At 44.1% G+C, this 14,361-nt stretch carries 11 protein-coding genes; 1 reads left to right on the forward strand and 10 read right to left on the reverse strand.

The features are described from left to right. Positions 1 to 111 precede the first annotated feature (111 nt). The 10 genes from pstS to K2P83_RS10285 all read right to left on the reverse strand — a co-directional run bounded on the left by pstS (position 112) and on the right by K2P83_RS10285 (position 12,939). Positions 112 to 1,164 carry a phosphate ABC transporter substrate-binding protein PstS gene (gene pstS / locus K2P83_RS10240; RefSeq protein WP_292928852.1) on the reverse strand — a complete coding sequence of 351 codons (1,053 nt, stop codon included), beginning with the start codon at positions 1,162 to 1,164 and terminating at the stop codon, positions 112 to 114. Between the two features lie 430 nt (positions 1,165 to 1,594). Beyond that, positions 1,595 to 1,852, reverse strand: coding sequence for a hypothetical protein (locus K2P83_RS10245; RefSeq protein WP_292928854.1), 258 nt, complete (start codon positions 1,850 to 1,852; stop codon positions 1,595 to 1,597). A gap of 430 nt (positions 1,853 to 2,282) precedes the next feature. Next, positions 2,283 to 3,866: a hypothetical protein gene (locus K2P83_RS10250; RefSeq protein ID WP_292928856.1), complete on the reverse strand. Its 1,584-nt coding sequence runs from the start codon at positions 3,864 to 3,866 to the stop codon at positions 2,283 to 2,285. A 434-nt stretch (positions 3,867 to 4,300) separates the two neighbouring features. After that, complete coding sequence (locus K2P83_RS10255) at positions 4,301 to 7,459, reverse strand: TonB-dependent receptor (protein WP_292928858.1); 3,159 nt, start codon at positions 7,457 to 7,459, stop codon at positions 4,301 to 4,303. Between the two features lie 342 nt (positions 7,460 to 7,801). Beyond that, positions 7,802 to 8,977, reverse strand: a complete 1,176-nt coding sequence (locus K2P83_RS10260; protein WP_292928860.1) for a tetratricopeptide repeat protein — start codon at positions 8,975 to 8,977, stop codon at positions 7,802 to 7,804. 35 nt (positions 8,978 to 9,012) lie between these two features. After that, positions 9,013 to 9,648 (reverse strand): energy transducer TonB, encoded by a 636-nt coding sequence (locus K2P83_RS10265; protein WP_292928862.1) that lies wholly within the window; start codon positions 9,646 to 9,648, stop codon positions 9,013 to 9,015. Positions 9,649 to 9,653: 5 nt separating this feature from the next. Beyond that, positions 9,654 to 10,058, reverse strand: coding sequence for a biopolymer transporter ExbD (locus K2P83_RS10270; RefSeq protein ID WP_292928864.1), 405 nt, complete (start codon positions 10,056 to 10,058; stop codon positions 9,654 to 9,656). A gap of 6 nt (positions 10,059 to 10,064) precedes the next feature. Further along, positions 10,065 to 10,676: a MotA/TolQ/ExbB proton channel family protein gene (locus tag K2P83_RS10275; RefSeq protein WP_292928866.1), complete on the reverse strand. Its 612-nt coding sequence runs from the start codon at positions 10,674 to 10,676 to the stop codon at positions 10,065 to 10,067. 8 nt (positions 10,677 to 10,684) lie between these two features. After that, positions 10,685 to 12,172 carry a MotA/TolQ/ExbB proton channel family protein gene (locus K2P83_RS10280; RefSeq protein WP_292928868.1) on the reverse strand — a complete coding sequence of 496 codons (1,488 nt, stop codon included), beginning with the start codon at positions 12,170 to 12,172 and terminating at the stop codon, positions 10,685 to 10,687. After that, the gene (locus tag K2P83_RS10285) at positions 12,169 to 12,939 is read right to left on the reverse strand and encodes a DUF3450 domain-containing protein (RefSeq protein WP_292928870.1); all 771 of its coding nucleotides are present in this window, start codon (positions 12,937 to 12,939) and stop codon (positions 12,169 to 12,171) included. Before K2P83_RS10285 ends, K2P83_RS10280 begins: the two co-directional genes overlap by 4 nt. A gap of 668 nt (positions 12,940 to 13,607) precedes the next feature. Between K2P83_RS10285 and phoB the strand changes: the two genes are divergently transcribed. Next, complete coding sequence (phoB, locus tag K2P83_RS10290; RefSeq protein WP_292928872.1) at positions 13,608 to 14,336, forward strand: phosphate regulon transcriptional regulator PhoB; 729 nt, start codon at positions 13,608 to 13,610, stop codon at positions 14,334 to 14,336. The last annotated feature ends 25 nt before the right edge of the window (positions 14,337 to 14,361 follow it).

Consider the following 14,361-nt stretch of genomic DNA (forward strand, 5'->3'; position numbering starts at 1 on the left):
TTTCACCTAGCTGAAAATGCACTAGAACTAATTTCTTGTAGCTACACCTGGCGATCACCAGGCGTGGCACTGAATATATCTCACGCTACGATTTCTGGCCTTTTACTTTTATCAGTGCTTAACTGAGAAAATGGCTTTACCATCTTTACCTTTGATATTAGCTTCCCAGGAACTCTCAATCAGCTGCACCACACTATCCGGCAGCGGAATGTAATCCAGTTCCAGTGCCATTTCATCACCGCTGGCATACGCCCATTCAAAGAATTTCAGAACCGCTAAAGCCTGAGCAGGATTCACTTGAGACTTATGCATGAGGACAAAGGTAGCGCCGGTAATCGGCCAACTGTTTTGGCCAGGTTTGTTGGTAAGAATTTCGTAAAACCCGGGAGCCTTATCCCACTGCGTGTTGGCAGCCGCAGCTTTGAAACTATCCTCAGTAGGTATCACGTATGCACCATCGTGGTTCTGCAATTGAACATAGTTCATCTTGCTTTGCTTCACGTAAGCTGCCTCGACGTAACCAATCGAATTCTTGATCTGCTTTGCGAAATTAGCCACGCCTTCGTTACCTTTACCGCCGGTACCAACAGGCCAGGCTACGGAAACATCCGCACCGACTTTTTCTTTCCACTCCGGACTGACCTTGCTTAAGTAGTCGGTAAACAAGAAAGTCGTACCTGAGCCATCCGCACGATGCACCACGGTAATGTTACTGGCTGGCAAATCAATACCGGCATTTAGACCAGCAATCGCAGGATCATTCCAGCGCTTGATTTTACCGAGAAAAATATCAGCCAGAACTGTTCCGGTTAATCGGATCTGTCCTTGTTTGACGCCATCAATATTAATCACTGGAACCACGCCCCCCAGTACTGTCGGGAATTGGGTCAGTCCGTTAATTTCTAGCTCTTCCAATGTTAAGGGTTTGTCAGATGCCCCGAAATCAACGGTCTTGGCTTTGATTTGTTTGATGCCGCCACCGGAACCAATGGATTGGTAATTCATACGAACACCGGTTTGTTTTTTATAGGCATCAGCCCATTTAGCATAAACCGGATAAGGAAAGGTTGCGCCAGCACCGGTAATATCGGCGGCATAAATACCAGGAGTAACGATCAATGCTGCAGTGGTAGCAAGCAGCGCAAGAAAAAATTGCAGCTTCATCTAGAAATCTCCTATCGGAAGAAATGGAACTTGAGTGAGATGAGATCATAATCAGATGATGTTGCAGAATTATGACAGGTAGGTTAATCCTCCCAACGACTGTCAGCAGTTAGCTGACTGGGAGGTGCGGTTTGAGATAATGAAACAAAGCAAACATAGAACCCAATTCAAAACGCCCCCGATCTCCTGGATCGTTGTGACACTCCTAGCTACAGAATGCTTGGGTTAAGCGGTTTTTCTACCTAGGAGGCTGTCCGAGAATAGAGCGATCTACTGCAGAAAAGCTATTTTGGCCATATTTTCCGATTATTCTCGTTAAATAGAATTACTATTCGCCCCAAATAATCGAAAAATCTGTCTCAAAATAGCTTTTCCTCGCTACGATCACTATTCTTGGACAGCCTCCTAGCTAGAGGGGAGGGTAGAATGACTATCGGGTGGCCAGAGGCCTATAAGATTCCTTGGATACCATTACGGAAGCCTTTCCTTGTGAAGATTGCTTCTGATTGCTGGGGTTGTTCCAGACAATTCTGAGCAAGAGGTAAGCCTGATAGAGATAAATTCCTAGAATGACGCGTGAAATACTATCCCAATCTAACGCCATGCCATAAATTACAATGCCGCAGGTAATACTTAATATAACAAAGCAAACACCCACTGACACGATCATAAAAATATTGTCGCTCATGGCTTTATACTCCTCAAAAAATATTCATCTTTCCGTATCAACACAAATCGTTAGTCATGCTTAAAGACGATCCGATGGAATAAGCCGCACTAACCGCTGTCACTTTATAACCCCAACATTAACCGCTGATGTCAGCAGAATGAATTTTTGATGACTATTTTATGTCGATGATTTCGTGTTTATCCCGGAATACTGCTCTTTCAGTCCGGAATCTTAGAAGAACAGTGAACAAAGTATTTCAATGCAGAAATACTGGAAACAGAGTAAAGATAGAATTTTCAAAACGAATCTGTACGGCTTTTAAAAGAAAGAATCGCTGGGCTGATAAAACCAAACCCAGCGATTCTTATATTCAACAGAAGGAGATTAGTTGAATTGATCAAAAGCTTTGCTACTTAATGCATAAGCAACATACTTTTTTAATAACAGTTTAGTTAAATGGAAAAGTCCATTCTTCGGTCCAGTTGTCATTCGCATCCTTGAACGCGCCAACGTAATCCACGACAGTAAAGAAAGAATCGGGAACAGCAGCACCACCCAGTATCAGCGGCGATCCGGTAGCCGGCAAATAGCCACTCAAGAGAGGATCTTCTGCCTTGTTCCCGGATTGAGACGTAAACCAGTCGGCTACTGTAAATGTCGCATCTGTGCCATCTTTGTAGTTACTAGCACATTGCACAAAAGAATTTACCATAGTTAATTCGCCCGTCAAACTACCCGGTGAGCCGGCATTCTCGAAGGTCGAAGCGCTATCGATCATTAAACAAGCTGGAGAGCCAGTAACGACTGTGTTAAAGAAATTTGCACCAGTTCCGCGACGTAACAAAATGCCTTGGGTAGCTGTATCCCCTGCGCGACCAATAATTGTGATATTGGACAGAATCGGTTGAGCACGCGGACTGCTATCTTGATTCTTTTCGTTATTATCAGCTTCGATACCACGATCACCAATTGCTGCAGTCTGTTTAATTAAAATAAATTGCGCACGTCCTTGCCAGCCATTGGTCCAGTCCAAAGAGTCATCCTGAATGTTAGTCAACACCAGATGCTTCATCTGTACCGTGCCGCCAAAGACTTCGATACCATCATCTAAACCTTCGTGAACTTGTACATAATCAATAACTGTTCCTGAACCAACACCATTCAGTGTCAAGCCATTGAGTTCTTCATCCTGGCGCACAGCACTTCCAGCAAACCGGATTTGTGTATACTTGAGTACACCACTATTATCGGTTGGATTATTTCCGCCATAAAACTCACTAACAACGGCCTCAAAAGGAACTTCACAAACAGGCACACCCTCATTACAGCCATTTACCGGTGCATTGCCAGAAATAAGCAAGCCACCCCATTCTCCAGCTGATGCTTCACTGGGACCGGTCATGACAATCGGGTTATCCGGCGTGCCTTCCGCCATAATTTTTGAACCACGCCTGATCCATAAATAAGCTGCTTGATCTCCCTGACCACCTACACCAATGATTCTGGTACCTGGATTAATGGTCAGAGTAGCACTTTGTGTATTATCACCACCCACATAGACAGGACCATCTAAAACCCACACAATGTCTTTTGTCAAGGTGGCATTTGTCGTAATCGTACCACTTAAGACGCAAGAATTTGATGTGGCTCCAGGTTGTGCAAAATCCGGGCATCTTTGGAACGCATTATTTGCCAATTGATCGACTTCAAAACGCAATGGATTAGACCCAGGCACTAATTTCAATTTAGCGTAATATTCATCTGCACCGACTCCAACTGAAGCAACATGAACTGCACCCGTGTCAGAATCAAAAACATTACGCTGTCCTGTCGTTGCGGATATAGGACTGGCAGAAACCAACTGCAACTCATTTCCACTGAGTTGTAATTGAGCACTGTAGAATGCAGATGACCCACCACTCAGCACTTCAACGACCGGGAGATCGACAACCCCCGCTGACGGATCGAAGGTCGCTGTTGCTGCATAGCCATTTAATGTGACGGTGCTCAATAGAACTGCTGACGCAGCCATTAATCTTTCTTTTATACAATTTGATTTAAACATAAATTGCCCACCTCCAAGTTTTATTAGGGTAGGGCCAATCTAACAGGCGAACATGACAGGCATATTACATTAGTATGTAAAACACCTGTCATGGAGTGAATTGAAATAAAAAAATGTTTCCCCTGGAAGCACATCCAGAGTGATGCCGATCCGCTAAAACCTTGTCCACTGATCTGCGGAAATTGGTCTGCTTTCGATGATGAAACGATGGCTGTACCGATCTTTATAGATCCAGGCTCCTGTTTAATCTAGGGCTGAACAAGCCCGGGGGTTTATCTACAACAAGGTGTATTGACGACATTCAAGTATCGACAGGAATCGGGGGCGGACGTTCGCATATAACCCGGTGAATGCAGGGGATGAGCACTGCCAATGAAACAGGAAATAGCGTTGATACAATATCAATAGGCTAAACGAACACTCAGATTAAAAAATCGCCCACGGCGGAATTGACGACTAATTTCATCGCCTTGCATAACGCGCACATCATCATCCAGCAAATTTTGCATACTAGCTTGCATCGATAATCCTCTATACAAATTCTGGCTAAATACAAAATCTAGTTGATGAAAGGGTTTCTCATATTTATCTGGCGCAGTCAATTGTCCAGCAGCTACGATACGTTCACTGGAGACGTTGTATAGCAGGGTGGCTTGTGTTTTCCAAATAGGATTGTCATACCCAATCTGAAAATTTACAATGTGTTCGGAATGCCCTTGCAATTGCCGATTATTCGTCGTTTGGGCTGTAAGGTTTTGAGCGTTCAATTGAACATTGGATTGAGACCACGTATAGTTTCCGCCAACATAAAAATTCTGCAACAGCGGATGCACTACATCCAATTTCTTTAGCAGCTCCCACTCGAATCCGTAGACCGTTGCTTTATCAGCATTCTGAAAAGTATTCAAGGCACCGGTTCCTGGCTGAGCAACCAATTCAATGGGATTAGTTAAATCTTTCCAGAAAAAACCAGCAAATATATTTTCGGTCGGCGATAAGTAATATTCCCAACGTAAATCCCAGTTAGTAATGGCCGTTTGTCTCAATAATGGATTACCCACGGTTTCCTGGTTGGTATTAATATCAATAAAAGGAGCTGACGATAATTCCCTGAAATCCGGCCGCGACAACGTTTGACTGAATCCTGCACGCAGTTGTTGATTGTCGGTAAGAAATAATGTTGCCGTCGCCGATGGCAACATATCAACTCGATTTAGCCGTGCTGTTGATGGCTGGTTTCTCAGAAATGTATTTACTTTCTGATCATTATCCTCCCAACGCAACCCCCCGCTAATATTAAGCCTGTCATAAGACAACAGATCAAGCTTTCCATAGTAAGCCAGTAAGTTCTGAGAAGCGGTATATTGATCGCTTTTACGTGACACATCGCGAAGTTGAAATCCATTAGGACCAATATATTGAGGCTGTAAAATACCTTCTAGCGATTGTTGTCCAAGAACATCTTGCCTAGATGCATCAGGACCAAATCTAAAGTAACTAAAGCGCTGCGCATTGGCGTCCCTAGTTTTGCTCTGCGTAATAAATCCACTACTGAAAGTCACCTTATGACTCGGTGTTAACTGCATAGGTAATTTTCCATCTACCCGCCAACTTTGGTCTTTATCGATCAGATCTGAATACGTAAGCAAATTACTATCCGCTCGCTGAGATAAATTATAATTGCCAGTCTGTGGACTCACATCATAGCGGTAATCCCTTGTTTTAGGCTCATCCCTGTTAGCAGTCGCGTCGGTATATAACCAGTTGATGGAAAAATCTTTCAACCAGTCAAATCGATGTTCACCACCAAATTGATTCATTAATAATTGATTAGAAAAGAATCTCATCCGCGTTCTGCGAATATCGGTCGTTTCCGCATCGGCAAAGCCTTGAGAAATCCTGGCTTCGTCAAATGACTGACGGAGAAACATGGTCTTGGCAAATAAACGGTGTTTATCCTTGTATTCCAGTTCCGTCGCGGCATAACCGGTCACTTGCACTTCACTCAGCGATCTTTGTACATCTAAATCCTGGATTTGCTTAATGCCGGAAGTAGTTGCACTAAATTCACGGTTGACTTCATTTTGGTTTCTGAATTCCCGTTTCCAGCCTGCTGCGGCAATATATCCCAACCTAAAGTCTCCAAACGAGAAGCTATCTCCCATTGATGCTTGAAAGCCAGTATCTGGCCCACGTTTCTTCTTATTCACATCCCACACGCCTGATAAGCCTTCACCCAATTTCTCAAGTTGCGCAGGTGTCACACCATTTGGATTAAAAACAGATGCTGGTTGCAGATTCCCATTCTTGGTCGCATCTGCCAGTGCATCAGGCAATGCGCGTGCCCCATCGTCATAACTGGTAAAGTCAGTTCCTCCTCCTTTATAAGCCAAACCATCCTGAAAAGTCGTATTATCGTTCATACCCGTTTGCAAATTTAAATTGAAGAAAAATGCATCGGGAATGCCGCGTGTGCGCAACTCCACTGTACCGCCTGCAAATTCAGCCGGTCGATCTGCTGAATAAGTCTTTTGCACCATCACACTCTCAAGAATATTAGTCGGAAAAAGATCCATAGGGACAACGCGTCGCGTCGGATCTGGGCTAGGGACTGCTGCGCCATTTACCAGCGTGGTTGAAAATCGCTCGCCCAGTCCACGGATAAAAATAAATTGCCCCCCTACCAGCGTGAGTCCGGATGCCCTTCTTAGCGCACTGGCGGCATCCCCATCACCCGCCCGGCTAAATTGTTCAGCACCTATCACAGTTGCTACAGCCGTTGATTTTCTTTGTTCTTCGATAATGGAAGCAACCGTTCCGGCGAGATGGGGCTCCAACACCACATATTCAGCCAATTCAACACCTGCGGGCGTCAATTTAAAACTTAAATCAGTATTTTTCCCATTCTCAATTTTCACATCATCCTGCGCTTGACTGCTATAAGCGCTGTGTAATAACGACACGCTGTAACTGCCTGCGGGTACCGTCGCAGCGATTCGCCCCTGCTCATCGGTTCTTAATTTCTGTTTCGATCCACTCAGAAAAACTTGCACATCTTTGACTGGTTTTTGCGTTTCTGCAGAGATTACTTGTACATTGACTGTGCCCTCGCCTTGATCTCGCGGCTTTTCCGCAGCGATATCTGGCCCGATAATGCCAGACAATGAACTTTCAATATTCAGTAATGGTTTCTTTTTATTCGGATAGAAAGTGATCAGGACTTGCGTGTTCTCTGCCGGACGCAGTGGCAGATCAAAATTAAACACCTGATCTTTCGTCTTGATCGTCATATGATAAAAGCCGGGAGGTAATCTCCCAGCCACACTGCCATTCGCATTGGTCTTAATGGAAGAATCCCCATCTGCTCGCCAACTAAACGTTGATGGAATGACCTCAAAGATCATTTTAGGATTCGATCTCTCATATACTTCGCTGCTAATGGACAACTCAGCATCTTCAATCGGCAGTCCATCCTGGAATAGGTGGATTGAGAATTCGGCTTTTTCCGTGTCTCCCCAAGCAGAAGGACTTACCAAGCCTACTGCAATAAAAACGAGCAAAAATAGTAAATAGTGCGTCAGGATATTTCGACGGTTCCCGCTTTGAGAATTAGAAGCAGATTGATAGTCAACAATTGTTCGCAAAACACAAGACCGGAAAAATTTGTAAAATTGAGTGTTCATTTGGCGTAAAAAGCCCTCTCTTCACCTGCAATCTGATTGCTCATGAAGATAAATTAGAGTTAGTCAATTAAGGGTATAAGTTAGATAGGCGCTAAGGCGGTATAAACAAAAATACAACAGACGATGATGTCTTCCGCTCGGGGTTTTCAGCCGGCTGATTGGTTACAGACCGTGATAGTAAATACCCGCTGCACGATGCTTGAATTGTAAGTAACGGTATTACGTACATTGCCAAGGCTCTGCTTTACATACTTCCATCAAACGACGAAGCTCTGTTCCTTTTCTAAATAGCTCAGCATTTTTTAAATGATCCAAGTGCTTGTTCGCTTCGGGAAAGCGCCCGCTTGAAAATAAGGCATAGGCCAGCGCATAGCGCACATCTTGATCTTCCAATAACCCAGTGCGATACAAACTGGATTCCATATTGGCCGCACGCTCGAACTGCTTCAATGCCAGAAGAATAGATAACCGCTGCTTCAGCTTAATTTTTTGATCGCCGATACTTTCATTCAACGTTAATGCCTTATGAAAACGACCCGCACGCCGATAAATCTCTGCTGCCTCCGCCTGCAAGGCTGGATTCAGTAACGCGGCTTGTTCAAGAATGAATGCCGCTGAATTAAATTTTCCTTGATCCAAATAGGTATGTGCGAGCAATTTTGCAATCATTTCATCCTGCGGAAACTGCAATCGGGCAATTTCCAGAATACTCAATGCTTCTGAGTATTCTCTACTGAGTCTCAGCGCATTTCCGAGAGCGATATAATCGGCCGCCGCCGCTTTAGATCGCTTAAGGTATTCTCTGCCGAGATTCGTGGCTTCCTGGTATAGCCCCAGTTCAACAAAATAGAAAACTTTGCGCTTCAGAAAGCGAAAATCTCCTGGGAAAATTTTCTGCCCCTCATTTAAAGCATTAATGGCCGCATCGGTTTCTTTCAAGTGCCAATAGGACTCCGCTTTTAAACTGATTAAAGCAGCATCTTTATTGGCCTGATCACCCGCTTTGACAATGGCCTGAATCGTTTGCTTATAATCTTTCAATCCAAAATAAACTTGCGCCAAATAGATAAAAATCGCTGGGTCTTTCTGTCCATTTTTAACAGCCTGCTGCAAACTATCCTTGGCTGCCTCTAGGTCATTTAGATTCATATAAGCAAGACCTTGCAGCGTATAGAATCTTACCAAGTCTGTTTTCTTATTTTCCAGATCAACACTTTGCAATGCCAATAACGCACGATCGCTATGGCCATCTTTCAGCATGACCGCAGCCAGCTCAATAAAATCTGTAGGTTGTACTTTCTTCTCGGTTGCCCATGCAGCGCTACTGCAATATCCAAGGATAAAAACAACAATGAGGTATTGAATTGGCTTGGCTATCCGGATCTGGTATTTCATTTTATTTCGCCGTGATTAAACATTAAGCGAGAACATTAGGAAAGATCAAAACGAATCTTTTGTTTTGCCCATACTTTGACCGTATCTCCCTTATATTTTGCCGGTTCGAAATGCCAAGCACGGATACCTTGCACAGCAGCCGCATCAAAGATTCCAGACGGATTCGACTCTAACACTTGTACTTGATTGACTGAACCATCAATCTCGACAAGTACCGACAAGAGGACATAGCCTTTCACACCATTCTTCTTGGCTGCGGGCGGATATCTGAAAGCCCCTCTGGTGACGGGTTTCGGTGGAACATCCACTAAGTCTGCCGTCATCACGGCATTACCTGTTTTGCCGATCAGACCATCATCCAGCCCTCTGCCTTGCCCATCATCCAAACCCAACGATCCCAAGTCAATGCCAGAAAGAGCCGTGTCAAGCCCTTTGAAAGGCGCAGGTGCCTGAGGTCGAGTAACTTTCTTGGGCTCTACTTTTTTAATTTCCTTCTTGGGTTCTTGTTTTATCTCTCTGGTCATACTGATTTCTGTCACTTCTTGTGCAGGCGCTCTCTCGATCTTTCCCATGTAATGATTCATCGTTATTATCAGACCGAAAACTAAAATCAGTCCCAATAACATCGACACAGCCCCTGCCGCGTGTTGATTTAATTGTTTCGTTTCCATATCGTTTACCCCGCTTCTTTTTTAGTTGCAACACCTACACTCTCTGCCCCCGACAAGCGTGCTTGATCGATTACTTCAATCAATTTCCCCGCAGGAACACCTTCATCCGTAACTACTAAAATTACTTTGCTGGAAGCAGTACTCAATAAATCGCGCAATTTACTTTGTATCAGCCACAAACGAACCGGCTCACCATCCAGATAAGTGTCGCCATGCCGGTCAATAAACAAACGAATGGCTTTGCTCGATGCGGCCGTCGAACTGCTTGCCTTGGGGCGTTCTAGCTCCAATTTCATATCTTTTACGAAGGTCGTCGTAACCATAAAGAAAATCAGCAAAATAAACACGATGTCAATCAATGGCGCCATATCGATTGTAGCTTCCACCTCATTGGACTCATTGGGTCTCATAATTAATTACTTCACGTTAGATTTAGTTGTTTGATGGCACAATAGGTCTTTCACCTGTGAAAGATCTTGCTCTATCTGGCGCTGCTTCCTAATGAGGATGCTATGCGCCAATAATCCGGGAATCGCAACCGTTAGCCCCATTTGCGTAGTAAACAAGGCTTGTGAAATCCCGCCGGCAATTCCACCCGATTGAGAGTGCAATGTCATGGTCGCCAGCGAATCAAATGTCTCGATCATTCCAATGACAGTTCCCAACAATCCCAGCAACGGAGAAATAAGGATGACTACATGAATAAGCACAGAGAATTTACCAATCTCTCTTTCATACTCATAAAAAGCCGCATCCAGGTGGCGCCGCAGATTTTTGACACCTTTATTTTTAAACGCTAATCCCTGCTTGACCGCACGCGCTACAATATTTTTGGCTGGCTTTTCATTGTGCTCCTGATAGTATTTCAACATATCGCGCACTCCCATCGATCTGGGCTCTTTCATGACCCAGAATCGATAACCCAATCCGTACCAAAGTAACAAAATACAAAGCACCAACGGCGGCATGACTATCCCGCCTGCAACAAACAACGCTTTGGTCAATATAATGAGTTCTGTAGGATCCATTTCGTGCGCTATACAACAGCGAAATTTTCTTCAACAGCCGCTACATTCGATTCATCCAACTCAAGCCCGCCACCCAGAAAAACATTAATGATCCTAAGTGCCGAATGCTCCATGTCGCGCTTAATGTTTCTTGCCCAGGTAGACAATATAGATCCCAACAACAAAGTCGGGATTGCAACAATCAATCCCAATTCGGTGGTGACCAGTGCGATCGATATGCCTTCAGAAAGTAATTTGGGATCGCCGGTACCAAACTCAGTAATCATGTCGAAAGTTTCAATCATCCCTGTCACCGTTCCCAATAAACCAAGGAGCGGGGCAATCGAGGCAATCACCAGAATGGCTGGCCCAAACCGGTCTAACGGGCCGGATTCTTGCAGGATAGCCTCGTATACAATGCCTTCCATGTGATCTCTGTCATCTTTCAAATGACGCAAGGTATAGTGCAGAACCCGCCCAATAGCGGATGAATCGTCTTCACAGCTTTTTTTAGCGACATCCAGCTCCCCTGTAGCAAGCTGCTGAATGATCTGATCTGTCAGCTTATTTGTGTTAGCGCCATTCGAGCGCAGCAAAAAAGCCCGGATGAGAATAAGAAACAGTGCAACGCCGCCAAGTATTACGATGACCCAGCCAATAGGCCCTCCTGAGTCAATAATACTTAGGATTGTTTTTTCGCGGGTTTCATCAATTGCGTTAGTGCGCGACTCAAATAGAAATAGCTTTAATAGGTCAGGTTGCTCATTCTTACTCAGTGCGACAGCATTCTCAGCACCGGAATCTTTCCATACTTTGAAATTGCCGCCGCCTGCGGGTACTAATCCACCGCTTCCCTCATCGCTAACACCATAGGCAGCGATATTGCCTAAATGAATAATTGTCCCTTGCGTTTGTTTGCCACTCTCTAAAAAGAAATTCCCCGGTTTTGACTGAATCGCTCCAAGCCCCTGAATTAAAGATAGCGCTTGCCTAAACAAATACCCTACTTTGACGAGATCATTACCTTGCGTCTCTTTAATCGATGCCGGTATCTCAATCCCATGATTTTCAAGGGTCGCTTCTGCCTGCAGGTAGGTCGTCTCCAAGGCATCACTGCGCTCAGTTACAGAGGCTTCTTTACGCTCAACCTCTGTCAGTTGTGCATTCAGTTGATCAATTCTGGCTGAACGTTCAACTGAAGTCCTCTCAAGGCCATTAATCTTACTGCTCAGTGCTTGCTCCTCACGACTGGCGCTGGATTGATAGTTTTTTAGCCGGTCAACCAATTCCCGCTTCTGCGCTTCCAGGAAAGCATATTCACGTTTGTAAGCAGTTTCCAGATTAACTGTTTCCTGCTTAGGTGAATTCTGCTTCTTGGGGGGCGCAGCCACACTGGGTTTTTCTTCGGGTGCTGATACGGAGACAGCTTCTGAAGCAGCTGTAGATTCATTTTCTTTGGCATAAACTGTATCTGCAATCGCAAACAACAGTAACGATATCAATAATACTTTATTCATTTTCTCAACGGATTAGGTAATTCAAAATAACCTTGGCGTATTTGTTTCTTCAACGAATCAAATAAATTCTTGATACGCTCAATATCGTTCGTGTCATCAACTGTTTCATATTTCCAGCCACCATCAGACAATCGTTTAGCCATCCCGAATCTGCTATCTCTGGTTTGGAAGAAAAGAAAAACGGTGCCTAATTTTGCAATATCAACCAGCACATTTTCTCCATCTAGAAATATAACTTGTTGATAGATCCCATTTTCCTTACTTAAACGAATTTCATCCTCTATGAGCGACCATGCCTGATTAACTGCCTTATTAGGATCAATCAGCTGATTAACAACATTACTCTCCAGGTCTCCCAGTGCCCTGATGCGATCTTCCGGCTTGAATGGAAAACCTGTCTGAATATGCTGCCGGTAATCTGCTAGCATCGCTAATAACACGGGTTTCAGACTCTCTCCCGATTGTTCCGCTTTCTTGGCGTTAACAGTCATTTTTTCTATCGAGTGCTGTAGTTTCTCGATACTCATTTTTTGCCTTCTTTCCTCAACACTCAAATCTGCCAATTGCGAAGTCAGCGCAGACATTCTGCTGCCATGCTTATCCTTCTCGGTATCCAGTTGTGTTTGCAATGTCTCGACCTCACCTCGGATCTTCGCCAGCGCTTTTGCCAGATTCTCCAGGCTATTCCCCTTCGCCACAGAGGTAACAAGGAGTAGCAATACCATCCCGGTGAATGAAATTATTTTTTTAGAAAAATACTTATGCATAGATCCCATTGAATTAAGTAATTTGAGTGCAATAAACAGCATCCAATCTGATAGCAATCCCTCATCAGTAATGCCTGTGCATACTACAAGCTGAATATTTCAATTTCATGACATTTAGATGTCATTTGGATTTAATCAAAATGGATAAAGTACTGAAATGAGCGCTTGGAATATTTACTGACTTGTTGTGAATGTCATAAATATTTTAAAATTCATGAAGGTGCGCCTTCAATAGAGGTGATATAAACCGAATATGCTATTGAACGTTTATATTGCACCACTAAGATGAGATTCCCTGTTACGCGGCGACTGGAGGATGAAGATGATCAATCAAACAATAGCTAAAAAAGCACATTCCTGTTAACCGATACAGATCGGCACACGCGCACCGTACAATTACATTTCGGTAGTTGCCGTACTGACATTACCCGTATGGCTTCCCTTTTTTTCACCTGATGCAATCGACTGACTCAACGGAAAAATTATGTTCGGTTGAGTCATATCCGCTCTTCAGCATCGAATTCACAGGTTTTGGCTGATTATTCAAGGCAATTAATCACACATTTATTGCAGAAAGCACAATATTCATCATACTGTCATAAATTTGTAACGCTTTATTTATATTATCTCAATATCTTTTAGCTACATTTATATAATTGGAGTAGTGCATGGCTGTAACAATACTAATCGTTGAAGATGAGCTTGCAATCCAGGAATTAATTGCACTCAATCTGAAAAGAGCGGGGCATATGGTCTTATGTGCTGCTAGCGCTGAGCAAGCAAATAAAATGGTTAGCAACGTTTTGCCTGATCTCGTATTATTGGATTGGATGCTCCCCGACATGAGTGGAATTGAATTTGCACGCAAGCTCCGGCGAGAAGATCGTACTAAAGCGATTCCAATTATCATGCTCACCGCTCGCATTCAGGAAAGTGACAAAATTGCCGGACTGGAAGCCGGCGCGGATGACTACATTACCAAACCTTTTTCACCGCGTGAACTACTTGCCCGGATTAAAGCGGTACTTCGCCGCCGCTTACCTGAAATGTCGGATGAGATTATTGAGATGGGTGGACTAAGACTTGATCCAACAACGCACCGAGTGCATGTTTATCCCATCAATGAGCCAGAGAAACTCTCTGAAATTGCATTGGGCCCCACAGAATTTCGTTTGTTGCATTTTTTGATGGCATATAAAGAACGTGTTCATACACGTTCACAACTGCTTGATCGCGTTTGGGGCGATCACGTCTTTATCGAGGACAGAACAGTGGATGTCCATATTCGCAGGCTGCGAAAAATTCTTGAAGCGGTAGATAAAGAGAATTTGGTACAAACAGTGCGGGGAACTGGTTACCGGTTTTCGGTGGAGTGCGACAAAGAAAGTATCGAGTAGCAGTGCTTACCCAAAACCTATCCAG

Source organism: Nitrosomonas sp. (assembly GCF_019752415.1).
Lineage (GTDB): Bacteria > Pseudomonadota > Gammaproteobacteria > Burkholderiales > Nitrosomonadaceae > Nitrosomonas.

Bases quoted from the DNA above. Each gene is read 5' to 3' on its own strand.
- pstS (WP_292928852.1), bottom strand. From the start codon at position 1,164: ATGAAGCTGCAATTTTTTCTTGCGCTGCTTGCTACCACTGCAGCATTG.
- K2P83_RS10245 (WP_292928854.1), bottom strand. From the start codon at position 1,852: ATGAGCGACAATATTTTTATGATCGTGTCAGTGGGTGTTTGCTTTGTT.
- K2P83_RS10250 (WP_292928856.1), bottom strand. From the start codon at position 3,866: ATGGCTGCGTCAGCAGTTCTATTGAGCACCGTCACATTAAATGGCTAT.
- K2P83_RS10260 (WP_292928860.1), bottom strand. From the start codon at position 8,977: ATGAAATACCAGATCCGGATAGCCAAGCCAATTCAATACCTCATTGTT.
- K2P83_RS10265 (WP_292928862.1), bottom strand. From the start codon at position 9,648: ATGGAAACGAAACAATTAAATCAACACGCGGCAGGGGCTGTGTCGATG.
- K2P83_RS10270 (WP_292928864.1), bottom strand. From the start codon at position 10,058: ATGAGACCCAATGAGTCCAATGAGGTGGAAGCTACAATCGATATGGCG.
- K2P83_RS10275 (WP_292928866.1), bottom strand. From the start codon at position 10,676: ATGGATCCTACAGAACTCATTATATTGACCAAAGCGTTGTTTGTTGCA.
- K2P83_RS10280 (WP_292928868.1), bottom strand. From the start codon at position 12,172: ATGAATAAAGTATTATTGATATCGTTACTGTTGTTTGCGATTGCAGAT.
- K2P83_RS10285 (WP_292928870.1), bottom strand. From the start codon at position 12,939: ATGCATAAGTATTTTTCTAAAAAAATAATTTCATTCACCGGGATGGTA.
- phoB (WP_292928872.1), top strand. From the start codon at position 13,608: ATGGCTGTAACAATACTAATCGTTGAAGATGAGCTTGCAATCCAGGAA.